Source organism: Pseudomonas sp. CJQ_9 (genome assembly GCF_043106615.1).
GTDB classification, from domain to species: Bacteria; Pseudomonadota; Gammaproteobacteria; order Pseudomonadales; family Pseudomonadaceae; genus Aquipseudomonas; species Aquipseudomonas juntendi.
The window spans coordinates 18250-44421 of record NZ_JBICMS010000003.1; the positions used below are offsets into that span (position 1 = coordinate 18250).

The 26172-nt window shown below is 62.7% G+C and carries 22 protein-coding genes; 11 read left to right on the forward strand and 11 right to left on the reverse strand.

What is annotated here, in order from left to right:
* Nucleotides 1–11: 11 nt before the first annotated feature.
* The 8 genes from ACF8SD_RS00960 to ACF8SD_RS00995 all read right to left on the reverse strand — a co-directional run bounded on the left by ACF8SD_RS00960 (nt 12) and on the right by ACF8SD_RS00995 (nt 9355).
* A complete protein-coding gene (locus ACF8SD_RS00960) occupies nt 12–830 on the reverse strand; it encodes a phosphoglycolate phosphatase (protein WP_029885955.1) in 819 nt (272 codons plus the stop codon).
* Entirely contained in the window at nt 827–1501 is a 675-nt protein-coding gene (gene rpe / locus ACF8SD_RS00965) for a ribulose-phosphate 3-epimerase (RefSeq protein WP_029885954.1), read from the reverse strand. The genes ACF8SD_RS00960 and rpe overlap by 4 nt, the downstream gene beginning before the upstream one ends.
* A 241-nt stretch (nt 1502–1742) precedes the next feature.
* Complete coding sequence (locus ACF8SD_RS00970) at nt 1743–2570, reverse strand: ABC transporter permease (protein WP_009685251.1); 828 nt, start codon at nt 2568–2570, stop codon at nt 1743–1745.
* A gap of 11 nt (nt 2571–2581) precedes the next feature.
* Nucleotides 2582–3829, reverse strand: coding sequence for an ABC transporter permease (locus tag ACF8SD_RS00975; RefSeq protein ID WP_392483407.1), 1248 nt, complete (start codon nt 3827–3829; stop codon nt 2582–2584).
* A gap of 61 nt (nt 3830–3890) precedes the next feature.
* On the reverse strand, nt 3891–4925 hold the full coding sequence (locus ACF8SD_RS00980; RefSeq protein WP_029885951.1) for an ABC transporter substrate-binding protein: 1035 nt from the start codon (nt 4923–4925) through the stop codon (nt 3891–3893).
* 40 nt (nt 4926–4965) lie between these two features.
* Entirely contained in the window at nt 4966–6090 is a 1125-nt protein-coding gene (locus ACF8SD_RS00985; RefSeq protein ID WP_173887421.1) for an ABC transporter ATP-binding protein, read from the reverse strand.
* A gap of 237 nt (nt 6091–6327) precedes the next feature.
* Complete coding sequence (locus tag ACF8SD_RS00990; RefSeq protein WP_009685247.1) at nt 6328–6957, reverse strand: response regulator transcription factor; 630 nt, start codon at nt 6955–6957, stop codon at nt 6328–6330.
* A gap of 10 nt (nt 6958–6967) precedes the next feature.
* Entirely contained in the window at nt 6968–9355 is a 2388-nt protein-coding gene (locus tag ACF8SD_RS00995) for a PAS domain S-box protein (protein ID WP_392483408.1), read from the reverse strand.
* Between the two features lie 94 nt (nt 9356–9449).
* On the opposite strand from ACF8SD_RS00995, the gene ACF8SD_RS01000 reads away from it, so the two are divergent.
* Nucleotides 9450–10448, forward strand: a complete 999-nt coding sequence (locus tag ACF8SD_RS01000; protein WP_392483410.1) for an alpha/beta hydrolase family protein — start codon at nt 9450–9452, stop codon at nt 10446–10448.
* A 205-nt stretch (nt 10449–10653) separates the two neighbouring features.
* Here ACF8SD_RS01000 and ACF8SD_RS01005 read toward each other — a convergent pair whose 3' ends face one another.
* Genes ACF8SD_RS01005 through ACF8SD_RS01015 form a run of 3 tightly spaced genes read right to left on the reverse strand, consistent with a single transcriptional unit; the run spans nt 10654 to nt 13110 of the window.
* The gene (locus ACF8SD_RS01005; RefSeq protein WP_392483411.1) at nt 10654–11421 is read right to left on the reverse strand and encodes a TerB family tellurite resistance protein; all 768 of its coding nucleotides are present in this window, start codon (nt 11419–11421) and stop codon (nt 10654–10656) included.
* Between the two features lies 1 nt (nt 11422).
* Entirely contained in the window at nt 11423–12094 is a 672-nt protein-coding gene (gene murU / locus ACF8SD_RS01010; RefSeq protein ID WP_392483412.1) for an N-acetylmuramate alpha-1-phosphate uridylyltransferase MurU, read from the reverse strand.
* Nucleotides 12091–13110: an aminoglycoside phosphotransferase family protein gene (locus ACF8SD_RS01015; RefSeq protein ID WP_392483413.1), complete on the reverse strand. Its 1020-nt coding sequence runs from the start codon at nt 13108–13110 to the stop codon at nt 12091–12093. The genes murU and ACF8SD_RS01015 overlap by 4 nt, the downstream gene beginning before the upstream one ends.
* 130 nt (nt 13111–13240) lie before the next feature.
* Between ACF8SD_RS01015 and ACF8SD_RS01020 the strand changes: the two genes are divergently transcribed.
* From ACF8SD_RS01020 to ACF8SD_RS01065, 10 genes are all read left to right on the forward strand, one after another.
* Complete coding sequence (locus tag ACF8SD_RS01020) at nt 13241–16048, forward strand: LPS-assembly protein LptD (protein ID WP_392483414.1); 2808 nt, start codon at nt 13241–13243, stop codon at nt 16046–16048.
* Nucleotides 16029–17348 carry a peptidylprolyl isomerase SurA gene (surA, locus tag ACF8SD_RS01025; RefSeq protein ID WP_392483415.1) on the forward strand — a complete coding sequence of 440 codons (1320 nt, stop codon included), beginning with the start codon at nt 16029–16031 and terminating at the stop codon, nt 17346–17348. The genes ACF8SD_RS01020 and surA overlap by 20 nt, the downstream gene beginning before the upstream one ends.
* Entirely contained in the window at nt 17345–18334 is a 990-nt protein-coding gene (gene pdxA / locus ACF8SD_RS01030) for a 4-hydroxythreonine-4-phosphate dehydrogenase PdxA (RefSeq protein WP_173887414.1), read from the forward strand. Before surA ends, pdxA begins: the two co-directional genes overlap by 4 nt.
* Nucleotides 18331–19134: a 16S rRNA (adenine(1518)-N(6)/adenine(1519)-N(6))-dimethyltransferase RsmA gene (gene rsmA / locus ACF8SD_RS01035; RefSeq protein ID WP_173887413.1), complete on the forward strand. Its 804-nt coding sequence runs from the start codon at nt 18331–18333 to the stop codon at nt 19132–19134. The genes pdxA and rsmA overlap by 4 nt, the downstream gene beginning before the upstream one ends.
* A 204-nt stretch (nt 19135–19338) precedes the next feature.
* Nucleotides 19339–19719 (forward strand): Co2+/Mg2+ efflux protein ApaG, encoded by a 381-nt coding sequence (apaG, locus tag ACF8SD_RS01040; protein ID WP_392483416.1) that lies wholly within the window; start codon nt 19339–19341, stop codon nt 19717–19719.
* Complete coding sequence (locus tag ACF8SD_RS01045; RefSeq protein WP_392483417.1) at nt 19719–20585, forward strand: symmetrical bis(5'-nucleosyl)-tetraphosphatase; 867 nt, start codon at nt 19719–19721, stop codon at nt 20583–20585. Before apaG ends, ACF8SD_RS01045 begins: the two co-directional genes overlap by 1 nt.
* Nucleotides 20586–20599: 14 nt before the next feature.
* A complete protein-coding gene (gene glpE / locus ACF8SD_RS01050) occupies nt 20600–20932 on the forward strand; it encodes a thiosulfate sulfurtransferase GlpE (protein WP_009685234.1) in 333 nt (110 codons plus the stop codon).
* A 284-nt stretch (nt 20933–21216) separates the two neighbouring features.
* Entirely contained in the window at nt 21217–23139 is a 1923-nt protein-coding gene (locus ACF8SD_RS01055; RefSeq protein WP_173887410.1) for a PrkA family serine protein kinase, read from the forward strand.
* A 176-nt stretch (nt 23140–23315) separates the two neighbouring features.
* Nucleotides 23316–24590, forward strand: coding sequence for a YeaH/YhbH family protein (locus ACF8SD_RS01060; RefSeq protein WP_173887409.1), 1275 nt, complete (start codon nt 23316–23318; stop codon nt 24588–24590).
* Nucleotides 24587–26155, forward strand: coding sequence for a SpoVR family protein (locus ACF8SD_RS01065; RefSeq protein ID WP_173887408.1), 1569 nt, complete (start codon nt 24587–24589; stop codon nt 26153–26155). Before ACF8SD_RS01060 ends, ACF8SD_RS01065 begins: the two co-directional genes overlap by 4 nt.
* The last annotated feature ends 17 nt before the right edge of the window (nt 26156–26172 follow it).

The following is a 26172-nucleotide window of genomic DNA, read 5'->3' on the forward strand; positions in this document are numbered from 1 at the left end:
GCAGGCTGAAGTCAGGCGCGCCAACGCCAACGGGCCAAGGCCTTGATGACTTTCATCCAGAATTTGCCAGTAACCGCCACGGTGGACTCTCTGTCTGCTGAGGCTTGAAGGTCCGCCAACGTTATCCCAGTGGCCGGGTCTGCGCAACCGGGCAGCAATGCACGCAAATCGTCGATCACCAGGCTTGGCGACTCGTCCTTGATGGGCCGGCCATGGTTGTAGCCGTAGGTCAGCCCCACGCACTGAACCCCGGCCGCCTTGGCCGCTTGCACGTCGCTGCGCGAGTCGCCGACAAACAGCGACTGTTGCGGGCTCACGCCCGCCATTTGCATGACGAACAGCAGCGCCGCCGGGTCGGGCTTTTTCTGCGGCAGGGTGTCACCACCGATGATCCAGCGGAAATACCGGCCGATCTTCATCTGGTCCAGCAAGGGCGCGACGAAGCGCTCCGGCTTGTTGGTGATCAAGGCCATTTCCACGCCCTGCTTGTGCAGCCAGCGCAGGGTGTCCTTGACCCCGGGGTAAACCACGGTGAGCTCGTGGCTTTCGGCGTAGGCTTCCATGAACAGCGCCAAGCCCTGTTCAGCCAGCGCATCGTCCACGGTTTCATGCTCGATGCCACCGGCCAGGGCGCGGCGCACAAGCACCTGGGCGCCATTGCCGACCCATTGGCGTACCGCCTCAAGGCCAGCAGGCGGGCGCCCCAGTTCGAGCAGCATGCGGTCCACGGCGGCGGCCAGATCTGGCACGGAATCGATCAGGGTACCGTCCAGATCGAACATCACCAGCCTGGGGAGCGTCCCCGGAAACAGCTGCTCGAAGCCACTCATGGGCGAGCCTGGGCCAGTTCGGCGCGCATTTTGGCGATGACTTCCTGGTAGTCCGGGGCATTGAAGATCGCCGAGCCGGCCACGAACGTGTCGGCGCCAGCGGCAGCGATCTCGCGGATGTTGTTGACGTTGACGCCACCGTCGATTTCCAGGCGGATATCCCGGCCACTGGCGTCGATCAACGCACGCGCTTCACGCAACTTGTCGAGTGTGCCAGGGATGAACTTCTGCCCGCCGAAACCCGGGTTGACGCTCATCAGCAGCACCATGTCGATCTTGTCCATGACGTACTTCAAGGCGTCCAGGCTGGTGGCCGGGTTGAACACCAGCCCGGCCTTGCAGCCGCCGTCCTTGATCAGTTGCAGCGAACGGTCAATGTGCTGCGAAGCTTCCGGGTGGAAGGTGATGTAGGTGGCGCCGGCTTCGATGAAGTCGCCGATGATGCGATCGACCGGGCTGACCATCAGGTGCACATCGATCGGGGCGGTGACGCCATACTTGCGCAGGGCAGTGCACACCATCGGGCCGATGGTCAGGTTGGGAACGTAGTGGTTGTCCATGACATCGAAGTGGACGATGTCGGCACCCGCCGCCAGTACCTTGTCGACATCCTCGCCCAAGCGGGCGAAATCGGCAGAAAGAATGGAGGGGGCAATAGCGTAGGGCTGCATGGCGCACCTGTTGGCAGAATCACGGTGGCGCGCATTGTAACTCAGGGAAAGGGGTGAAGGCTGATTGGTATCAATGGGTGTCGACCAGTGACCAAAAGCCTTGTAGTGCCTGTACGGGCCCTATCGCCGGCAAGCCGGCTCCCACATGGGATCTCCACAGGTTTCTGCATCGCATGACTCTTGTGCAGAACACTGTGGGAGCCAGCTTGCCGGCGATAAGGCCCGTACAGCTACTGGAAAATCAGGCAGGCTGCTGGGTTCTCAGCTTCTCGCTACGCCCGCGCAGCCACTCCAGGGTCAGCAGCAGGATCACCGAAAACGCAATCAGCAACGTCGCCGCGGCAGCGATGGTCGGGCTCAGGTTCTCGCGAATACCGCTGAACATCTGCCGCGGCAGGGTCGCCTGCTCCGGGCCGGCGAGGAACAGGGTCACCACGACCTCATCGAACGACGTGGCAAAGGCGAACAGCGCCCCCGAAATCACCCCGGGGGCGATCAACGGCAGGGTCACCCGGCGGAAGGTCAGCAGGGGCGAAGCGCCCAGGCTGGCTGCCGCGCGCACCAGATTGTAGTTGAAGCCCTGCAAGGTTGCCGACACCGTGATGATGACGAACGGCACGCCCAGCACCGCATGCACCAGAATCAGCGAGGTGAAGCTGTTGCCCATGCCCAGCGGGGCAAAGAACAGATAGCTGGCCACCCCGATGATCACCACCGGCACCACCATCGGCGAAATCACCAGTGCCATCACCAGCGACTTGCCGGGAAAGTCCCCGCGGGTCAGGCCGATGGCCGCCAACGTGCCGAACACCATGGCCAGCACCGTGGCCGCAGGGGCAACGATGATGCTGTTCTTCAGCGCCCGCATCCATTCGGCCGAGTTGAAGAAGTCCTGGTACCACTGCAGCGAGAAGCCCTGCAACGGGTACACCAGGAAGCTGCCACTGTTGAACGACAACGGCACGATCACCAGCACCGGCAAGATCAGGAACAGCAGGATCAGGCCGCAAAGAATGCGCAGGCTGTAGAACCACACCCGCTCCACGGGCGACATGTAAGGGCTCAGCATGACAAGGCTCCTCAGCTCAGGCGCAGGCGGCTGGCGCCGACCAGCCAGCTATAGATCAGGTACAGCAGCACGGTCGCCAGCAGCAACAGCCCGCCCAGTGCGGTGGCCATGCCCCAGTTGATGCTGGTGTTGGTATAGAAGGCCACGAAGTAGCTGACCATCTGGTCGTTCGGGCTACCCAGCAGTGCCGGGGTGATGTAGTAACCAATGGCCAGGATGAACACCAACAGGCACCCGGCGCCGACACCGGCATAGGTTTGGGGGAAGTACACCCGCCAGAAGCTGGCGAACGGGTGACAGCCCAGCGAAATCGCCGCGCGCATGTAGCTTGGCGAAATGCCTTTCATCACGCTGTACAGCGGCAGGATCATGAACGGCAGCAGAATGTGCACCATCGAGATGTACACGCCGGTGCGGTTGAACACCAATTCCAGCGGCTGGTCGATGATGCCCATGGCCATCAGCGCACTGTTGATCAGCCCGCCCGACTGCAGTAATACGATCCACGCTGCCACCCGCACCAGGATCGAAGTCCAGAACGGCAGCAACACCAGAATCATCAACAGGTTGCTCTGCCGGGTCGGCAGGTTGGCCAGCAGGTACGCCAGCGGGTAGGCCAGCACCAGGCAAATGGCGGTAATCACCACACCCATCCACAGGGTGCGGGCAAAGATATCCAGGTAAATGGCCTGGTCCGGGGTAGCCTTGGCCAGTTCGCCAAGGTCATCGATACGGTGGTCCAGCGAAGCCAGCAGGTAGAATGAGGTCAGCGTGCTGGTGTTGCGGCGGATCGCCTGCCAGTAGGCCGGGTCGCCCCAACGTTCGTCCAGGGCCTGCAGGGCATCCTTGTAAGAGGCGGGCTCGGTCTTGAACGGCAATGCGCGCGCCGTCTTGGCCAGCAGGCTGCGGTAGCCGGCCAGTTCCATGTTCAGGCGTTTGGACAGGTCGCCCAGGGTCTGGTTCTTGCGCGACTCGGCCAGGTCCTGGCTCAGCGCCTTGTACACGTCCTCGCCAGGCAGGCTCTTGCCGTCCCACTGGCTGATGACGTCGACCGTGCGCGGCAGGCCACCGACCACCTCCGGGTTGCCGACGCTCTTGTACAGCAGCGCCGCGATCGGCACCAGGAACACCAGCAGAAGGAACAGCGCCAGCGGCGCGATCAGCGCTTGCGCCTTCCAGCGGTTGACCCGCTCGGCATGCTTGAGGCGCTGCTTCAGACTTTGACCTGCGCCTTCTTTGAGTGGCACTGCAATGGCCATGGCAAACTCCGCGATACGAACTGAAATTGGGGCCGCATAGCGGCCCCCTTACGCTGGTCGGTTACTTCTTCGCCGCCCAGGCGTTGAAGCGTTGCTCCAGCTGCTCGCTGTTGTCGGCCCAGAAGGCCACGTCGATTTGCACCTGGTTGGCAATGTTCTCAGGCGTGGTCGGCATGTCTTTCTTCACCTCGTCCGACAGCAGGCTCACGGCCTTGGAATTGGCCGGGCCGTAGGCGATGTTCTCGGAGTAGATCTTCTGCTGCTCAGGCTGCACGCTGAAGGCGATGAATTTCTTCGCCTGGTCGGCATCCTTGGCACCTTTCGGGATGGCCCAGGCATCGAAGTCATAGATGCCGCCATTCCACACTACCTTGAGGTTGCTCTCCTTCTGCACCGCCGCGATGCGGCCGTTATAGGCCGAGCTCATGACCACGTCACCCGAGGCCAGGTACTGAGGTGGCTGGGCACCTGCTTCCCACCACTGGATGCTTGGTTTGAGCTCGTCGAGCTTCTTGAAGGCGCGGTCAACGCCCTCCTTGGTACCCAGCACCTGGTAAACGTCCTTGGGCGCCACACCGTCGGCCATCAGGGCGAATTCCAGGGTGTACTTGGCACCCTTGCGCAAGCCGCGCTTGCCAGGGAATTTCTTGGTGTCCCAGAAGTCGGCCCAGCTGGTCGGCGCGGTCTTGAGCTTGTCCGCGTTGTAGGCCAATACCGTGGACCAGACGAAGAAGCCCACGCCACAAGGCTGGATGGCGCCCGGCACGTAATCGGCTTCATTGCCGAACAGAGCGGGGTCGAGCTCTTCGAACATGCCCTCGTCACAGCCGCGGGCCAGCTCTGGCGACTCTACCTCCACCAAGTTCCACGACACGCTCTTGGTATCGACCATGGCTTTGACCTTGGCCATTTCGCCGTTGTACTCGCCTGCGACGATCTTGCCATGCCCGGCCTTTTCCCACGGCTCATAGAACGCCTTGACCTGGGCGGCCTTGTTGGCACCGCCGAACGAGACCACGGTGAGGTCTGCGGCCATGGCCTGGCCAGCGGTGAACAGCCCCAGGGCCAGGGCGGTCAGTTTCAACTGCTTACGCATTCTTGTTCTCTCCACAGTACAGGGTTGGTGAAGCAATCCATCAATGGGCTTCGGCAATCGGATCGAGCGCGCGGGCGTGCTCCACCTCCCAGCCCAGCGGTACCACATCGCCCACGGCCAGGGCCGGGTCGAGTTCGGCAATGGGCTGTTTCACGAAGAAATCGCCCTTGCCGCAAACTTCCAGGCGCACCCGCACGTGGTCGCCCAGGTAGATGAATTCCGCCACCCGGCCCGAGAAGCGGTTCGCGCAGCTTTCGCTGTGGCCGTTCAGGCGTACCCGCTCGGGGCGGATTGACAGGGTGACCGGTTCGCCGGCCTGGCCGACATTCACTGCCAGTGCCTCGACCCGCTCACCGCGCGGCAGCTGCACCTGGCAGCGCTTGCCGTCGCTGGCCAGCAGCGTGCCGTTGAGGCGGTTGTTCTCGCCGATGAAATTGGCGACGAAGGTGTTGCAGGGTTCCTCGTACAGCGTGCGCGGGTCGGCGATCTGCTGGATCTCACCCTGGTGGAACACCGCCACCCGGTCAGACATGGTCAGCGCTTCGCCCTGATCGTGGGTCACGTACACCACGGTCACCCCCAGGCGCTGATGAATGTGCTTGATCTCCATCTGCATGTGCTCACGCAGCTGCTTGTCCAGTGCCCCGAGCGGCTCGTCCATCAGCACCAACTGGGGCTCGAACACCAGCGCCCGGGCCAACGCCACGCGCTGTTGCTGGCCGCCAGAAAGCTGGCCGGGGTAGCGCTTGGCAAAGGCATCCAGTTGCACCATGTTCAGCACGCGCTTGACCCGTTCGCTGATATCGGTCTTGCTCAAATTGCGCACGGTCAGCGGGAAGGCCAGGTTTTCCGCAACCGTCATGTGCGGGAACAGCGCATAGTTCTGGAACACCATGCCGATATCACGCTTGTGCGGCGGTACATTGTTGATCGAGCGCCCGGCGAGCTGGATTTCCCCGGCGGTGGGGGTTTCGAACCCCGCCAGCATCATCAGGCTGGTGGTCTTGCCCGAACCAGAAGGGCCAAGCAGGGTGAGGAATTCGCCCTTGCGGATATCCAGGTTAAGGTCTTTGACGATCAGCGACTCGCCGTCGTAGCTCTTCTGCACACCACGGAAGCTGACCAGCGTTTCGCTGGTTGCAGCGTTCGACTTCGCCTCGCTCATGCCTGCACCTTCTTGTTGGATGACTGCGTGGGCAAAGCGTAAAAGAGGCGCAAGCGCCGGAAAATCGGGGGTGCTGAGAGAATGCCATCATCCGGATGGAAGATTTGATGTAGGGATTGCCCTACAAGGATGGCGCTTTCAGAACAGCCTCGCCTCTGCGGGGCTGCGTTGTGTCGCGATGGTGCGCGCAGCGGCCCCAGAATTCCCGCTGCACCGCAGATACCGCCGGGGTCGCAATCAGACCAGCTTGTGCTCCATGGCGTACTTCACAAGCTCCGCCAGCGAGTTCACCTTCAGCTTCTGCATCAACCGCGCCTTGTGTGTACTGATGGTCTTGCTCGACAGCGCCAGTTGCTGGGCAATGTCATTGACGTTGGCGCCCTGGGCCAGGCGCTCGAACACGGAAAACTCCCGCTCCGAGAGCAGGGTGTGCAACGGCCGCGACTCGGTCAGGCCCACTTCGAACACCATGCGGTCAGCCAACGCCGGGTCGATATAGCGCCCGCCAGCAGCCACCCGGCGAATCGCCGTCAGCAGTAGCGCCGGGTCGCTGTCCTTGGTGGCATAGCCCGCCGCACCGGCCTTCAGCGCCCGCGCGGCCATTTGCGCCTCGTCATGCATCGACAGCATCAGGATCGCCGGCGCGTCGAGCAGCGCGCGAATCCGCGGGATCGCCTCCAGCCCGCTCACGCCCGGCATCGAGATATCCAGCAGTACCACTTCGCACGGCGTATGCCGCAGGGTCTCGAGCAACTGCTCGCCATTCCCGGCCTCCCCCACCACCTGCATGTCCTTGGCCAGGCCAATCAGCTGCTTGATGCCTTCACGGACAATGGTGTGGTCTTCGGCCACCAGCACTCGAATCACGTTTGCTCTCCTACTCCAACGGTATGGCCACGCTCAGGCTGGTGCCCTCGCCCGGCTGACTGTCCAGCACCATGCTGCCGCCCAACATCAGTACCCGCTCGCGTACGCCGACCAGGCCAAACGAGGTGGGCCGGGCCTGCTCACGGCAAAAGCCCTGGCCATCATCACTGACTGTCAGGCGTAACTGCCCGCCCTGATGAACCAGCTCGATTTCCACGCTGTGCGCCTGGGCATGGCGCATCACATTGGTCAACGCCTCCTGCAGAATGCGAAACAGCCCGGTGGCCTTGGCGTCACTCAATGCTGGCAGATTATCCGGTACCTGCACCAGGCAGGGGATTTGCGTACGGGCTTCGAAACGCCTGGCCTGCCACTCGATGGCCGAGGCGATGCCCGCGTCGAGAATCGGCGGGCGCAGGGCAGTGGCCACATCACGCACCAACTGGAACAACTGGGCGATCAAGCGCTTCATGCTGGCCAGGCGCTCGTTAAGCCCTGGGTCGAGCTCGGCAAACGCCAGCTCGCACATTGACACTTCCAGCTTGAGCACGGTCAGCATCTGCCCCAGCTCATCATGCACTTCGCGGGCGATACGGGCCTTCTCTTCCTCACGCACGCTTTCCAAGTGGGCCGACAGCTCGCGCAGCTGCTCCTGGGACTTGGCCAGCGCCAGTTCGGCGCGCTTGCCCTGGGTGATATCCCACACCACGCCGTCCCATACCACCTGACCGTTGCCCAGGTGTCGGGTACTGGCCTTGATGTCGGCCCAGCGCTGTTCCCCCTGGCGGGTGAGAATACGCCCCTGCCAGGACCAGTCCTGGTCGCTGGCCAGGGCCAGGTCCTGGACCCGATGGTAATCGGCGCGGTCATCGGGGTGTACCAGGTTGCGCAGGCCCATTTGCGGGTGCTGGATCTCGCTGGGCGTATACCCGACCAGAGCCTCGCTGCCTTCACTGATATAGGGGAACTCCAGCTCGCCCTCGGCCGGGTCCCGCTCCAGGCGGAACACCAGCCCCGGCACGTTGCCGGCAATGCCCTTTAGCCGCGCCTCGCTTTCGCGTAAAGCCGCCAAGGCCCGGTGCCGTTCGGTAACGTCGGCCAGGTACACCACCAGGTACTCCGAGTCGCGAAAGCGCAAGAAGCTCAACGACAGCTCGACCGGCAGCAAGCTGTGGTCCGCGCGCTTACACTGCGCTTCGAACTGGCCTACACCGCCAGCCCCGGCGCGGGCGCCTTTCCACAGCTCCAGCCAGCGGTCCATGGTCAGGCTCGGCTCGAAGTCGCTCAGCGGCCGCTCCAGAAGCTCGCCTTCGGCATAACCGAGCATGCGTTCAGCGGCGTGGTTGGCGTACCGGACATGGCTGTCCCAGTTGACCCACAGAATACCCACCGTACTCTGGTCAATCGCGAACTGGCTCAGGCGCAGGGCCTCTTCACGCACCTGGCGCTCCACCAGGCTTTCCCGCGCAGCCAGCAGGCTACGCTCCAGTTGGCGCTGTTGCCGGCGTTGCCACACCAGGGTAGCCAGGGCGCACAGCAGCAGCAGGCCGAACAGCAGCGCCAGGTTCTGCCAGAAACCCGGCGACTCGCTCAGGCGGGGGTACTTGGGCTGCAACCAGCGCTGGTGCAGTTGCTCCAGCTCCTTGGCAGGAAGGGCCTGCAAGCCTTGTTCGAGCACATCGGCCAACACCGGCCAGTCACGCCGCGAGCCCAGCCGCAGCAACTGCGGCAGGCCAATATCGCCCACCACGGCCAGCTCACCGAACTCGCTCTCGCGTGACAGGCGGCTGAGTTGCGCCTCGTCCAGCACGGCGAAGCTGGCCTGGCCGCCCACCACCAGCTGTAGGGCCTCGCGCTCGCTGGGCACCCCCTGCAGGTTCAGGTTGCTGTAGTTACCACGCAAGTACTCTGCCAGTTGGCTGGGCATGCGCACGGCCACGCGCTGCTCGCGGTCGAGCTTTTCCAGCTCCATCGCCATGGCCCCAGTGCGTGGCCCTACCACCAATTGCGGCACACGCATGTACGGGTCGCTGAATAACCACAGGCGCAGGCTGGCCGGGGTCTGGGTAAGGCCGGGAGCGAAGTCGATTTCGCCGTTCTGCAGGGCATGCTCCAGGCTGGCCTGGTCACTGAAATGGCGCCAGGTCAGGTCCAGGCGCAGCACGTGTGCCAGGTTGCTGACCAATTCAACGTTGGCACCGTACAACTGCTGCAGGCGCCGGTCGAACTGAGCATAGGGTGCTTGCAGCACCAGGCCCACACGCAGGCTGCGGTGCGCGTCCAACCACTGCTGCTGGGCCGGCTCGAGCGCAACAGTGGCCGGCGCCTCGGGCCGGGCAAATGCAATCAAGGGCAGCCACAAGCAGCCGATAACCAACAGGCGACGCACTCGCTTCATCTATACGCTCGTTTTGGCAAGGCGGCCATGCAGCATGGCCGTCACGGGCAAATACTATTAGGCTGCCGGTATCATTCTGGCCTTGGGTTGACGCATGTCCACACTTTATCGCACGACGCTGGCAATGTGCTGCCTGGCTTCGATCCTTCCACTCGGCGCCTTGGCCGCCGATGCCGAAACACCGCCGGCTGCCAATACGGCACCGGCAGCCGAGACACCGCGCCCGCCGCTGCTCGAGCGCAGCCAAGAGGATGCCCTGGCACTCGAGCGGCTGGTACCCAAGGCCGAGCAACAGACGCTACAGGCAGGTGCCGACAGCTTCCTGGCGTTGTGGAAGCCGGCCAACGACAGTGATCCGCAAGGTGCCGTGATCATCGTGCCGGGTGCCGGCGAAAACGCCGACTGGCCAAATGCCGTTGGCCCGCTGCGGCAAAAATTCCCGGATGTCGGCTGGCACAGCCTGAGCATAAGCATGCCTGACCTGCTCGCCGACAGCCCGCAAGCCCGGGTAGAAGCCAAGCCCAAGGCCGCAACGGACCAAGCCCAGGGTGAGCGTGCACCGGTCAAGGATGTGCCAGCCGACGCCAATGCCAATGTCGCCCAGGCCACCGCCGCCGATGCCGACACCGCAGAAAGCACCGATGCCGAACTGGCCAGCGAACAGAGCGACCCGGCCGATGCCGAGCGGATTTTCGCCCGCCTGGATGCCGCCGTGGCGTTTGCCCAACAGCGCAATGCCCGCAGCATCGTGCTGATCGGTCATGGCAGCGGTGCGTACTGGGCAGCCCGCTACCTGAGCGAAAAACAGCCGCCGCAGGTGCACAGGCTGGTCATGGTGGCGGCGCAGACGCCGGCGCGCGTGGAGCATGACCTGGAAAGCCTGGCGCCGACGTTGAAGGTGCCCACCGCCGACATCTACTACGCCACCCGCAGTGCTGACCGCAGCGCCGCCGCGCTGCGCTTGCAGGCCAGCAAGCGGCAGAAAGACAGCCAGTACCGGCAGTTGTCGCTGATCGCCATGCCAGGCAACCAGGCCGCCGAGCAAGAGCAGTTGTTCCGCCGCGTGCGAGGCTGGATGAACCCGCAAGGGTAAGGTTGCCCCCACAGGTAGGCCACAATACTCAGGCGTTGTGTATTACCTGTGGGAGCGGGCGTGCCCGCGAAGAATCCAGCGCGGTGGCTGGCACCGGCTACGCCGGTGTTCGCGGCGGTTCGACATGCCCGCTCCCACAAGGCCCCTGCTAAATCAATAAGTAATGCATTGTTCTATGAGGGCTGGCTTGCCGGCGATGAGGCCCTCAAAGGCCCCGGCGCTTGCGGATCATGGCATAGGCCTGGTGCAACTCGCGCGTGCGCTCGGTCGCTTCACGCACCTGTGCCTCGCTGGCGCCGGTGCCTGCCAGTTTGTCCGGGTGATGCCGGCTGACCAGCCGGCGATACGCCTGCTTGACCTTGTCAGCTTCGGTGTCCGCCTCTACCGCCAGCAAGCGCAACGCCGCCGCATAGGTCATGGCCAGCCCTTGCGGCCGGGCAGCCCTGCGCGGCTCGTATTCCACCGACATGGCCTGCACCTGGCGGCGGCTCAGGCCCAGCTTCTGCCCCCAGTCCAGCAGCAGCTCACGCTCCTTGTTGCCCATCTTGCCGTCGGCCCAGACCATGCGCCAACAGGCGCGCAAGGTGCCTTCGGCCGCATGCGGCTGTTCGCGAATCCGCCGCAAGTGGCCGCCTAGCCGGTCCTTGCCGGCCTTGCCACGGTTGAACGCCTTGATCGCGCGCAAACGGGCCGGCTCCGCCAGGTCCAGCCGCGACATTTCCTGGCGCGCCTGCTGGATGTGCTGCTCGGCCACCCGGCCATCGCTCTTGGCCAGGCGCCCCAGCATCACGAACAGCAACTCTTCGTCAGCCAGCGCCGGGCGCCCGCTGAGGCGGTCGCGCATGTCATCCCAGCCCTGCAGGCGCAAGCGGCGGTCGAGGGCCTGGCCGAGCAGCAGCCCCAACAGCGCCCCGGGGATATTGGCCACGGCAAAGCCCGCGCCAGCGCCAATCAGTGTGCCTGGCCACCACATGTCAGGCGCGCTCGCCGATCAGCCGCTCGGCCTCGGCCAGCCGCTCGAGCGTGCCGACATCCACCCACTGCCCGCGGTAGTGCTCGCCCGTGACCTGGCCAGCCGCCATGGCCTGGCGCAACAACGGCGCCAGTTTGAAGGCACCAGCCTGGCAACCCGCGAACAGCGCCGGGTGCAGGACCGAGATACCACTGAACGTCAGCGTACCCGGCGCGTCATCGCCATCGACCACCTGCCCGCCCGCCAGGCGGAAGTCGCCACGGCCATGGTGGCCAGGGTTATCGACCAGCACCAGGTGCGCCAGGCCTTGCAGGGGGGCCTGTAGGCGGGTGAAGTCGTAGTCGGTCCAGACATCGCCGTTCACCAGCAGGAAGGGAGCATCGCCCAGCAAGGGCAGCGCCTTGAAGATACCGCCGCCGGTTTCCAGCGGCTCACCCTCCGGCGAGTAGCAAATGCGCAGGCCGAAGCGGCCGCCATCGCCCAGGTGCTCTTCGATCTGCTGGCCGAGCCAGGCATGGTTGATCACCACTTCACGGACACCCGCAGCCGCCAGCGCACGCAGGTGGTATTCGATCAGCGGCTGGCCGGCGACCGGAACCAACGGTTTGGGTGTGTGCAGCGTCAGCGGGCGCATGCGTTCACCCTTCCCCGCCGCCAGGATCATTGCCTTCATGCATGCGCTCCGGCTTGCAGCTCGGCAATCAGCTCACCCAGCTCCGCCAATTCGGGCCGGCGACCGATCACTTCTTCTATATAGGCGAAGAAACGCGGCACGTCGCCCAGGTAGCGCGGCTTGCCGTCGCGGTGGCAGATACGGGCAAAGATGCCGATCACCTTCAAATGGCGCTGCACGCCCATCAGGTCGCTGGCACGCTGGAACGCCTCGAACTGCGCATGCACCGGGATATCGGCCGCCAGTGCCTGCTGCCAGTAGGCACGCAACCAGCCTTCGACGCGCGACTGTGGCCAGCTGAGGAAGGCATCCTTGAACAGGCAGGTAATGTCGTAGGTGACCGGGCCGTATACCGCATCCTGGAAGTCCAGCACGCCAGGGTTCGGGGTGCTCTGCATCAGGTTGCGCGGCATGTAGTCGCGGTGCACCAGCACCTTCGGCTGGGCCAGGGCGCTGTCGATCAACAGCTGGCTGACACGCTGCCAGGCGGCTTTCTGGCTATCGCTGAGGGCCAAACCAAGCTCGCGCCCTACGTACCATTCCGGGAACAGTTCAACCTCGCGGCGCAGCAGGGCGTCGTCGTAGCTCGGCAACTGGGCGTCCATCGGCAGGCGCTGGAACTTCAGCAACGCCTCGATGGCGTCGGCGAACAGGCTGTCGGCATTGTCGGCATCAATGATATCCAGGTATGTCTGGTGACCCAGGTCACCCAGCAGCAGGAACCCACGCTCCAGGTCCTGGGCGTGGATCTGCGGCACATTCACATCGGCGCTGGCCAGCAGGTGGTCGATGGCGACGAACGGTCGGCAGTTCTCCTGCGGCGGGGGCGCGTCCATGACCACGAAGCTGTGCCCAGCCCCCTGCCAGCGGAAGTAACGGCGGAAGCTGGCATCGCTGCTGGCCGCGGTCAGGCGGCCTTCGGGCACCTCGCCCCAAGCCTTGCTGCGGAAAAGATCATCGAGCTGCTCGGCGAGCCAGACCGTCAGCTGTTGCAGGCGTACATCGTGTTCAGGCATTACAAGGGTCTCCGACGGCCCTAGCCGTCAAGCGGGTCATGCTTTATTATCCAGCATCTTTTTCAGACCATCGAGAGGCGTGCGGCCCCACACGCGGGCAGATGGCACGCAGGAAGCCCGGACTAATAAGATGGCATTGAAATCCCCCGCGTTTCGTAGAAAGTTTCCGTTGCTGGTCACCGGCGGTCTGCTGGCCCTGCAACCTCTGGCCACATCGTACGTGGTGGCAGCCGAGCAGTTTGACTGCCAAGTGTCCGCCGCCGGCGGCTGGGACTGCAAGCCCAAGACCCCAGCCAGCAACCTGCCGCCACGCCCGGTGCACGAAGGTGCCGCCGTCAGCGGCGGCACCGAAGCCGCGAGCGAAGGCGAAACTGCGGACCGGCCGATGCTGGTCACCGAGGCCAAAGGCCGCGGCCTGAAGTCGCGCAGCGAAGACTACAGCCACCTCGACTGGGTGCCGCGTGAGAAGCTCACTGCCGCACAGCTGGCCGAAACCGGCCCGTACTGCGGTGGCGCCTACATCGAGCCGACTCGCCCAGGCATGGCCGACACCACGCCCAAGGACGAGTCGCCGACCTACATCAATGCCAAGGTGTCCAAGTACCAGCAGGAGCAGCAGATCGCTACCCTCGCCGGTGACGTGGTCATGCGCCAGGGCAGCATGCAGGCCGAAGCGGACGAAGCCAACCTGTACCAGGCCGAAAACCGTGGCGAGCTCAAAGGCAACGTCAAGATCCGTGACAACGGCTCGCTGGTAGTCGGTGACCAGGCACAGATTCAGCTCGACACGGGCGAAGCCCAGGTCGACAACGCCGAATACGTGATGCACAAGTCGCATATCCGTGGCAGCGCCCTGTACGCCAAGCGTGGCGAAAACGCCATCATCCGTCTCAAGGACGGTACGTACACCACCTGCGAACCGGGCAGCAACGCCTGGCAGCTGAAGGGCAACAACATCACCCTGAACCCGGCCACCGGCTTCGGCACCGCGACCAACGTCACCCTGCGGGTCAAGGATTTCCCGGTGTTCTACACACCGTACATCTACTTCCCGATCGACGATCGTCGCCAGTCCGGTTTCCTGCCACCTTCGTTCAGCAGCAGCAGCGACACCGGCTTCATGCTGGTCACGCCGTACTACTTCAACCTGGCGCCGAACTACGATGCCACGTTGTACCCGCGCTACATGACCAAGCGCGGCTTGCTGATGGAAGGCGAGTTCCGCTATCTGACCAAGTCCAGCGAAGGCCAGTTCGGCGGCGCGTACCTGAACGACAAGAACGACGACCGCAAAGACCAGACGGACTACAAAGACCAGCGCTGGATGGTCAACTGGCAGCACAAGGGTGGCCTGGACGAACGCCTGATGACCGAGGTGGACTACACCGACATCAGCGACCCGTTCTACTTCCAGGACCTGGAATCCGACCAGATCGGCGTGGAAAGCCGCGACGTGCTGAACCAGCAGGGCGCGCTGACCTACCGTGGTGACAGCTACACCGCGCGCCTGAACGTGCATGCCTACGAAATGGCAACCATTTCGCAGATCACGCCGTATGACCGCCTACCGCAGCTGACCCTCAACGGTACCCTGCCATTCCAACCAGGCGGCCTGAACCTGGGTTACGAGACCGAAGCGGTACGCTTTGAACGTGACCTGAAGAATGACTTTGTCCGCGACAAAGACGGCAACCCGGACTTCTCGGCCGGGGCAGCAGGTCGTCGCCTTGATCAGAACATTCAAGGCATCGAGCGGGCCAACGGCACGCGCCTGAATGTGGCACCGTCCATCAGCTACCCGATGACAGCCAGCTACGGGTTCCTGACGCCCAAGCTGAAATATGCCTACACCCAGTACGACCTGGACCTCGACAGCAAAGGCAAGGCCGATGCGATCGCACTGGAAGCTGCAAACCCAGCCGCCTACGGCAGCTACGACAGCTCTGTAAGCCGCGATGTACCGGTCTTCAGCGTCGACAGCGGCCTGTACTTCGACCGCAATACCTCGTTGTTCGGCAACAACTACCGTCAAACCCTCGAACCGCGCATGTTCTACCTCTACGTCCCGTACAAGGACCAGAAGGACATACCGCTGTTCGATACGGGCGAAACCCTGTTCAGCTACGATTCGCTGTTCCGCGACAACCGCTTCAGCGGCACCGACCGCATCGGCGACGAGAACAAGCTGTCGCTGGGTGTCACCACCCGCTGGATCGAAGACAACGGCTTCGAGCGCCAGAACTTCAGCATCGGCCAGGCCTACTACTTCAAAGACCGCAAGGTACAGTTGCCGGGTATCGACTACCGCACCCGCAAAGACTCGCAGTCGGACGTGTCGCCGTACGCCCTGGTGTACAACTACTACTTCAACCGCGACTGGCGCTTCAATTCGGACTTCAACTGGGACCCGGACAGCCGCAGCACCCGCTCGGGCAGCGCGATGTTCCACTACCAGCCTGAAGACAACCCGAACAAGATCGTCAACCTCGGCTACCGCTACCGTAACGACACCATCGCCTACGACTCGACGACGGGTACCTGGAAGGTGGGCGGCGGTGACTATGGCAACCCAGGCGATCCGAACTACATCAAGGATTACTACAAAATCCAGCAGCACGATTTCTCGGTCATCTGGCCGATCGTGCCGCAGTGGAGCGTGATTGCCCGCTGGCAGCATGACTACAACCGCAACCGCACCCTGGAAGCCATGGGTGGTTTCGAATACGACAACTGCTGCTGGAAGCTGCGTCTGGTCAACCGGTACTGGATCGACTACGACGATTTCAGCCAGGCCCTTCCGCAGAACGAAAAAGGCGACCACGGTGTCTTCCTTCAGATCGTCCTGAAAGGCCTCGGTGGTGTAGTTGGCAACAAGGTCGAATCTTTCCTCGACCAAGGCATTCAAGGTTACCGTGAACGTGAAGACCAAGCTTATTGATCGACTGCGCCCAGTGCTGCTGGGCGTCGCTTTGCTGAGTGGCGCGGTGCATGCCGCGGTACAGCCGCTTGATCGCGTGGTGGCCATCGTCGACAACGACGTGGTCATGCAAAGCCAGCTGGACCAGCGCGTGCATGAGGTTCAGCAAACCATCGCCAAGCGCGGCGGCAGCGTGCCGCCCGCCGGCGCCCTGGAACAGCAGGTACTGGAACGCCTGATCGTCGAAAACCTGCAACTGCAGATTGGCGAACGCTCCGGCATTCGCATCACCGACGAAGAACTGAACCAGGCCATCGGCACCATTGCCCAGCGCAACGGTATGTCGCTGGACCAGTTCCGCGCGGCGTTGGCCCATGACGGCCTGTCGTTCGACGACGCCCGCGACCAGGTCAAGCGCGAGATGATCATCAGCCGCGTGCGCCAACGCCGCGTGGCCGAGCGCATCCAGGTGTCGGAGCAGGAAGTGAAGAACTTCCTCAACTCCGACATGGGCAAGATGCAGATGTCGGAAGAGTACCGCCTGGCCAACATCCTGATCCCCACCCCAGAAGCGGCCAACTCGGAAGACATCCAGAAGGCTGCACGCCAGGTGGGCGATGTGTACCAGCAACTCAAGCAAGGCGCGGACTTCGGCCAACTGGCCATCGCCCGTTCCGCCAGCGAAAACGCCCTGGAAGGCGGCGAAATGGGCTGGCGTAAAGCTGCCCAGCTGCCACCAGACTTCGCCAAGATGCTCAGCAGTATGCCGGTGGGTGAAATCACCCAGCCGATCCGCATCCCCAACGGCTTCATCATCCTCAAGCTGGAAGAGAAGCGTGGCGGCAGCGAGAACGTGCTGCGCGACGAAGTGCACGTGCGCCACATCCTGATCAAGCCAAGCGAGATCCGCAGCGACGCGGCCACCGAGCAGTTGGCCGAGCGCCTGTACGAACGCATAAAGAACGGCGAGGACTTCGCCGAACTGGCGAAGAGCTTCTCGGAAGACCCGGGTTCAGCGCTCAACGGCGGTGACCTCAACTGGGTCGACCCGAACAGCCTGGTACCGGAGTTCCGCGAGCAGATGGCCAACGCCCAGCAAGGCGTCGTGACCAAGCCGTTCAAAACCCAGTATGGCTGGCACGTGCTGGAAGTACTGGGCCGTCGGGCCACCGACAGCACCGAGCAGGCGCGTGAGCAACAGGCCCTGAACGTGCTGCGTAACCGCAAATACGACGAAGAGCTGCAAACCTGGCTGCGCCAGATCCGCGACGAAGCCTACGTTGAAATCAAGCTGCCTGGCGCCGACCAGGCCGCCCAGTGAAGCCCCTGCGCTTCGCCGTCACTCCCGGCGAGCCGGCCGGTATAGGTCCTGACCTGTGCCTGCTGCTCGCCGCAGACGCCCAGCCCCACCCCCTGATTGCCATCACCAGCCGTGACCTGCTCGCCGAGCGGGCCACCCAGCTGGGGCTGGCCGTCGACCTGTTGCCGGTTGCCCCGGGCCAATGGCCCGAGCAGCCAGCGCCAGCGGGCAGCCTGTATGTCTGGGATACCCCGCTGGCGGCCCCGGTCACGCCGGGCCAGCTCGACACGGCCAACGCCGCGTTCGTGCTGCAAACCCTGACCCGTGCTGGCCAAGGCTGCCTCGACGGGCACTTCGCCGGGATGATCACCGCCCCCGTTCACAAGGGTGTGATCAACGAGAGCGGCATCGCCTTTTCCGGGCACACCGAATTTCTCGCCGAACTGACGCGAACCGCACAAGTGGTGATGATGCTGGCTACCCGCGGCCTGCGCGTGGCCCTGGTTACCACCCACCTGCCGCTGCGGGACATCGCAGACGCCATCACTGCCGAGCGCGTCGAGCGGGTTACCCGCATCCTGCATGCGGACATGCGCGACAAGTTCGGCATCACCGCCCCACGCATCCTGGTGTGCGGCCTCAACCCGCATGCCGGTGAAGGCGGCCACTTGGGCCGCGAAGAAATCGACATCATCGAGCCGACCCTGGCCCGCCTGCGCGCCGAAGGCATGGACCTGCGCGGGCCGCTGCCGGCCGATACCCTGTTTACCCCCAAATATCTGGAGCACTGCGACGCGGTGCTGGCGATGTACCACGACCAAGGCCTGCCCGTACTCAAGTACAAGGGTTTTGGTGCGGCCGTGAACGTGACTTTGGGCCTGCCGATCATCCGTACCTCGGTTGACCACGGCACCGCCCTGGACCTGGCCGGCAGCGGCAAGGTCGACACCGGCAGCCTGCGTGTCGCGCTGGAAACCGCCTACCAGATGGCCGAGAACCGACCATGAACGAGCAATACCAACACCGGGCGCGCAAGCGCTTCGGCCAGAACTTCCTGCACGACGCCGGCATCATCGACCGCATCCTGCGCGCTATCCACGCCAAGCCTGGCGAGCACCTGCTGGAAATCGGCCCGGGCCAGGGCGCCCTCACCGAGGGCCTGCTGGGCAGCGGCGCGCAACTGGACGTGGTCGAGCTGGACAAAGACCTGGTGCCGATCCTGCAGCACAAGTTCGCTGACCGCAGCAATTTCCGCCTGCACCAGGGCGACGCGCTGAAGTTCGACTTCAACCAGCTGGGCGTCCCGCCGCGCAGCCTCAAGGTGGTGGGTAACCTGCCCTACAACATCTCCACGCCGCTGATCTTCCACCTGCTCAGCCATGCCGGGCTGATCCGGGACATGCACTTCATGCTGCAGAAGGAAGTGGTCGAGCGCATGGCCGCTGGCCCTGGCGGTGGTGATTGGGGGCGGTTGTCGATCATGGTGCAGTACCACTGCCGCGTGGAACACCTGTTCAACGTTGGCCCTGGGGCGTTCAACCCGCCACCGAAAGTGGATTCGGCCATCGTGCGGCTGGTGCCGCACGAAGTGCTGCCTCACCCGGCCAAAGATGCACAACTGCTGGAGCGGGTGGTGCGTGAAGCGTTCAACCAGCGCCGCAAGACACTGCGCAACACCATGAAGGGCCTGCTCGACAGCGCGGCCATCGAAGCGGCTGGCGTGGATGGCAGCCTGCGCCCGGAGCAGCTGGACCTGGCAGCCTTCGTGCGCCTGGCCGACCAGTTGGCCGATCAGCCCAAAGCCTGATTCAACCTGATCCGGCCTCTTCGCGGGCACGCCCGCTCCCACAGGTAAATCACCCCTCAAATGTGGTGGAATCCTGTGGGAGCGGGCTTGCCCGCGAAGAGGCCAGCACAGACAACACAAATCCCCCAGCCCTTCCACCGCTGGCCCTCCCCCCCGCCAATGGCCTAGACTGCATCATTGCGTCAGTTCGCCCAAGGCCCTTGCATGTCCGACCCCCGCTATCAAATCGACGTCAGCGTCGTGACCCGCTACCTCAAAGAGCAATCCGACCCGGAAAACAGTCGTTTCGCTTTCGCCTACACCATCACTGTGCAGAACAACGGCTCGCTGAAAGCCAAACTGCTGTCGCGCCACTGGCTGATCACCAACGGTGACGGCAAGGTCGAAGAAGTGCGCGGCGCCGGGGTGGTCGGCCAGCAGCCCAATATCGAGCCGGGCCAGAGCCACACCTACAGCAGCGGGGCTGTCATCAGCACCCGCGTAGGCATCATGCAGGGCAGCTACCAGATGTTTGCCGAAGACGGTAAACGTTTCGATGCCGAAATCGCCCCGTTTCGCCTGGCGGTGCCCGGGGCCCTGCACTAATGGCCACCTACGCCGTCGGCGACCTGCAGGGCTGCCTGCAGCCGCTCAAATGCCTGCTCGAACGGGTACGCTTCGATCCCGCCGTGGACCGCCTGTGGCTGGTGGGCGACCTGGTCAACCGCGGCCCCGAGTCGCTGCAAACGCTGCGTTTTCTGTACGCGATGCGCCAGTCCCTAGTTTGCGTGCTGGGTAACCACGACCTGCACCTGCTGGCGGCCTGGCACAACGTCGAGCGCCTGAAGAAAAGCGACACCTTGCGCGAGATCATCGAAGCGCCAGATGCGGACAAGTTGTTCGACTGGCTGCGCCAGCAAAAGCTGCTGCACTACGATGAGGCGCGGGGCGTTGCCATGGTTCATGCCGGCATCCCGCCGCAGTGGACGCTCGGGCAAGCCCTGAAGCTGGCAGACGAGGTGGAGCAGGTGCTGCGCGATGACACTCGCCTGAAGCTGTATCTGGATGGCATGTACGGCAACGAGCCGAACAAGTGGAGCAAGAACCTCACCGGTATCGAGCGCCTGCGGGTCATCACCAACTACTTCACGCGCATGCGCTTCTGCACCGCAGAAGGCAAACTCGACCTCAAAAGCAAGGAAGGCCTGGGCACCGCGCCCAAAGGCTACAAACCCTGGTTTGCCCACAAGGACCGCCGCTCGCGGCACGTGAAGATCATCTTCGGCCACTGGGCCGCCCTTGAAGGGCGCGTCGACCAGCCTGACGTCATCGCCCTGGACACCGGCTGCGTGTGGGGCGGCGCCATGACCCTGTACAACCTCGACAGCGGCCAATACCACCGCTGCGACTGCGCCGCCGACGGCACCCTGCGCCAGCCGGCACAACCCACTACACTCAATGACCACACCTGAAGGAAGTAGTACCCATGAGCGAATTCAAGCGCATCCCTCCCGAGCAGGCCTTGGAGCTTCGCAAGCAAGAAGGTGCGGTCGTGGTCGATATCCGTGACTCGCAAGCCTTTGCTGCCGGCCACATTACCGGCGCCCGGCATCTGGATAACCATTCGGTCGCCGAGTTCATCCGCAATGCCGACCTCGACGCCCCCACCCTGGTGGTCTGCTACCACGGCAACTCCAGCCAGAGCGCTGCCGCCTACCTGGTAGGCCAGGGCTTCTCCGACGTGTACAGCGTCGACGGTGGTTTTGAACTGTGGCGCACCACCTACCCGGCCGAGACAGCCCAAGGCGCTGCCGAATAAATTTTTTCATTTTTACTGCAGCCCGCGCCCTGCGCGGGCTTGCGGCTTACCTGACGAACGGTCGTTCGTAACTTCTGCACTCCTCGCCCCTTGACCTTGCAGATAACCAACTACGCTTAAGCTCAGGCCATCCAAAAAAGGGGAGAGCCGGTACACCGGCGTGCGGGTCATCGGTAGCGTAACAGGGTGTTCTGGGGGGTATACAGCAACTGGCGAACCCGGTTGCTTGCCAGCATCAGCTGACTGATCCGGCGTCGTCTCCACGTATCGAGCGAGGTGACGTCATGAGTATTTTTAGCCACTTCCAACAACGTTTCGAGTCAACGCGCCAGGAAGAACTCTCGCTGCAGGAGTACCTCGAGCTGTGCAAAGAGGATCGCAGTGCCTACGCATCGGCGGCCGAACGCCTGTTGCTGGCCATCGGTGAGCCAGAGCTGATCGACACCTCTACCAACTCCAGGCTGTCGCGCATTTTTTCCAACAAGGTGATCCGCCGCTATCCGGCCTTTGCCGACTTCCATGGCATGGAAGAGTGCATCGACCAGATCGTGTCCTACTTCCGCCACGCCGCCCAAGGCCTGGAGGAAAAGAAACAGATCCTCTATCTGCTGGGCCCGGTAGGTGGCGGTAAATCGTCGCTGGCGGAAAAACTCAAGCAGCTGATGGAGCGGGTACCGTTCTACGCCATCAAGGGCTCACCGGTGTTCGAATCGCCATTGGGCCTGTTCAACGCCACCGAAGACGGGGCCATTCTCGAGGAAGAGTTCGGCATCCCGCGGCGCTACCTCAACACCATCATGTCGCCCTGGGCAACCAAGCGGCTGCAGGAGTTCGGCGGCGATATTTCCAAATTCAAAGTGGTCAAGCTCTACCCTTCCATCCTCAACCAGATCGCCATCGCCAAGACCGAACCGGGCGACGAAAACAACCAGGACATCTCTGCCCTGGTGGGTAAGGTCGACATCCGCAAGCTCGAGGAATACCCACAGAACGACGCCGACGCCTACAGCTACTCGGGGGCTCTGTGCCGGGCCAACCAGGGCCTGATGGAATTCGTGGAAATGTTCAAGGCGCCGATCAAGGTCCTGCACCCCTTGCTCACCGCCACCCAGGAAGGTAACTACAACAGTACCGAAGGCCTTGGCGCCATACCGTACACGGGCATCCTGCTGGCGCACTCCAACGAATCGGAGTGGCACACCTTCCGTAACAACAAGAACAACGAAGCGTTCATTGACCGGATCTACATCGTCAAGGTGCCGTACTGCCTGCGCGTCAGCGACGAAATCAAGATCTACGACAAATTGCTGGTCAACAGTTCGCTGTCCAAGGCCCATTGCGCACCGGACACACTGAAGATGCTGGCGCAATTCACAGTGCTGTCGCGGCTCAAAGAGCCTGAAAACTCCAATATCTATTCAAAAATGCGCGTGTACGACGGTGAAAACCTCAAGGACACCGATCCGAAGGCCAAGTCGATCCAGGAATACCGCGACTCGGCCGGCGTCGACGAAGGCATGAATGGCCTGTCGACCCGCTTTGCCTTCAAGATCCTGTCCAAGGTGTTCAACTTCGACCCACACGAAATTGCCGCCAACCCCGTGCACCTGTTGTATGTGCTGGAGCAGCAGATCGAACAGGAGCAGTTCCCTGCCGAAGTGCGCGAGCGCTACCTGCGTTACCTGAAGGAGTACCTGGCGCCGCGTTATATCGAGTTCATCGGCAAGGAAATCCAGACAGCGTACCTGGAGTCCTACAGCGAATACGGTCAGAACATCTTCGACCGCTACGTGCTGTACGCCGACTTCTGGATCCAGGACCAGGAATACCGCGACCCGGAAACCGGCGAGATCCTCAACCGCATCGCGCTCAACGAAGAGCTGGAGAAAATCGAGAAGCCGGCAGGCATCAGCAACCCGAAAGACTTCCGCAACGAGATCGTCAACTTCGTACTGCGCGCACGCGCCAACAACAATGGCAAGAACCCAAGCTGGTTGAGCTACGAAAAACTGCGGGTGGTGATCGAGAAGAAAATGTTCTCCAACACCGAAGACCTGCTGCCGGTCATCAGCTTCAATGCCAAAGCCAGCAAAGAGGACCAGAAGAAACACAACGACTTCGTCACCCGAATGGTGGAGCGTGGTTATACCGACAAGCAGGTGCGCCTGCTGTCGGAGTGGTACCTGCGGGTCAGGAAATCGCAATAAAGCGGCAAGCCGCCTAGTGCCAAGCTACAAGCTGCAAGCCACAAGCTGGCTGGCGCCGGCGCACGTCAGGCGCCAGCATCTGCGGCAGCGATGGCTGCTTTTACTTGCAGCTTGAAGCTTACCGCTTGGAGTCTATGGGCTTGTGGCTTGCAGCTGCTCCAGCTACCGGAGGGACCATGAGCTACGTTATCGACCGCCGCCTGAACGGCAAGAACAAGAGCACGGTCAACCGCCAGCGCTTCCTGCGGCGGTACCGCGAACACATCAAGAAGGCCGTCGAAGAGGCGGTAAGCCGCCGCTCCATCATGGACATGGAACACGGCGAACAGATCAGCATTCCCGGGCGTGATATCGACGAACCGGTGCTGCACCATGGCCGCGGGGGCAAACAGACCATCGTGCACCCCGGCAACAAGGAGTTCACCGCCGGTGAACACATACCCAGGCCGCAAGGCGGGGGCGGGGGGGGCGGCGGCCGTGGCAAGGCCGGCAACTCCGGCGAAGGCATGGACGAGTTCGTCTTCCAGATCACCCAGGAAGAGTTCCTCGAATTCATGTTCGAAGACCTCGAATTGCCCAACCTGGTCAAACGCCACCTGACCGGTGCCGACACGTTCAAGACTGTGCGCGCCGGTATCGCCAACGAAGGCAACCCGTCGCGCATCAACATCGTGCGCACCCTGCGCTCGGCCCACGCCCGGCGTATCGCCCTGACCGGCAGCAGCCGTGCCCTGCTGCGCGAAGCACAGAAGGAGCTGGCGCGCCTGCGCGTAGAGGAACCGGACAACTTCACCGACATCCAGGAAGTCGAACAGGAAATCGAACGCCTCAAGGCACGCATCAACCGCCTGCCGTTCCTCGATACCTTCGACCTCAAGTACAACCTGCTGGTCAAGCAACCGAACCCCAGTTCAAAGGCGGTGATGTTCTGCCTGATGGACGTGTCCGGTTCGATGACCCAGGCGACCAAAGACATCGCCAAGCGCTTCTTCATCCTGCTGTATCTGTTCCTCAAGCGTAATTATGACCGCATCGAAGTTGTGTTCATTCGCCACCACACCAGTGCCCGCGAAGTGGACGAGGAAGAATTTTTCTACTCTCGGGAAACCGGGGGCACCATCGTTTCCAGCGCACTCAAGCTGATGCAGGAGATCATGGCTGAACGCTACCCGGCCAGTGACTGGAACATCTATGCTGCCCAGGCGTCCGACGGCGACAACTGGAACGACGACTCGCCAATCTGCCGCGATATCCTGGCCAAGCAGATCATGCCGCACGTGCAGTACTACACTTACGTCGAAATCACCCCCCGTGAGCACCAGGCGCTGTGGTACGAATACGAACGCATCGGCGAGGCCTTCCCCGACACGTTTGCCCAACAGCAGCTGGTATCGGCCGGCGACATCTACCCGGTCTTCCGTGAACTCTTCCAGCGCAGGTTAGCCACATGACCGCCAGAGCACAGAGACGCCAACCCATTTCCACCGGGTCCGAATGGACGTTCGAACTGATCCAGACCTACGACCGGGAAATCAGCCGCCTGGCCGAACGCTACGCCCTGGACACATACCCCAACCAGATCGAGGTGATCACGGCCGAGCAGATGATGGACGCCTACGCTTCCGTCGGCATGCCGCTGGGCTATCACCACTGGTCCTACGGCAAGCAGTTCCTCAGCACGGAAAAGTCCTATAGCCGTGGCCAGATGGGCCTGGCCTACGAGATCGTGATCAACTCCGACCCCTGCATCGCATACCTGATGGAAGAAAACACCATGTGCATGCAGGCACTGGTGATCGCCCATGCCTGCTATGGGCATAACAGCTTCTTCAAAGGCAACTACCTGTTCCGCACCTGGACGGATGCCAGCTCGATCATCGACTACCTGGTGTTCGCCAAGCAGTACATCGCGCAGTGCGAGGAACGTCACGGCATCGACGCCGTGGAAGACCTGATCGACTCCTGCCATGCCTTGATGAACTATGGCGTAGACCGCTACAAGCGGCCCTACCCTATTTCCGCCGAAGAGGAGCGGCGCCGGCAACAGGAGCGCGAGGAGCACCTGCAGCGGCAGATCAACGACCTGTGGCGCACCATCCCGAAAAGCGCCGACAAGGGCAATGACCGAGATGAAGGGCGCTTCCCCGCCGAACCGCAGGAAAACATCCTGTATTTCATCGAAAAGAACGCCCCGCTGCTGGAACCCTGGCAACGCGAAGTGGTGCGCATCGTGCGCAAGATAGCCCAGTATTTCTACCCGCAGCGCCAGACCCAGGTGATGAACGAAGGCTGGGCAACCTTCTGGCACTACACCCTGATGAACGATTTGTACGACGAAGGGCTGATCACCGAAGGCTTCATGATGGAGTTCCTGCAGTCGCACACCAGTGTGGTGTTCCAGCCTGGTTTCGACAGCCCCTACTACAGCGGCATCAATCCTTACGCGCTGGGCTTTGCGATGTACACCGACATCCGCCGCATGTGCGAGAACCCAACCGAAGAGGATCGCCACTGGTTCCCCGACATTGCCGGCAGTGATTGGCTTTCAACCATCAAGTTCGCCATGAGCAGCTTCAAGGACGAGAGTTTCATCCTGCAATACCTGTCACCCAAGGTAATGCGCGACCTCAAGCTGTTCAGCATTCTCGATGATGACCAGCGGGACGATCTGCTGGTGCCGGCCATTCACGACGAGTCGGGCTACCGGCTTATTCGCGAGCAACTGGCAGCCCAGTACAACCTGGGCAACCGTGAGCCGAACGTGCAGATCTGGAGTGTCGACCGCCGTGGGGACCGCTCCCTCACCCTGCGTCACCAGCAGCACAACCGAAAACCGCTCGGCGACTCGACCGAAGAAGTCCTCAAGCACCTGCATCGGCTGTGGGGCTTCGATATCCACCTGGAGACCGTGCAAGGCGACCAGGTGGTCAAGACCCACCACATGCCGCCACGCGGCGACCACGGCGAGGGCGGTGAATACGGCCGCATGGACCTGGCTGTGATTCACCATCTCTGAAGCCACGCCATGACTGC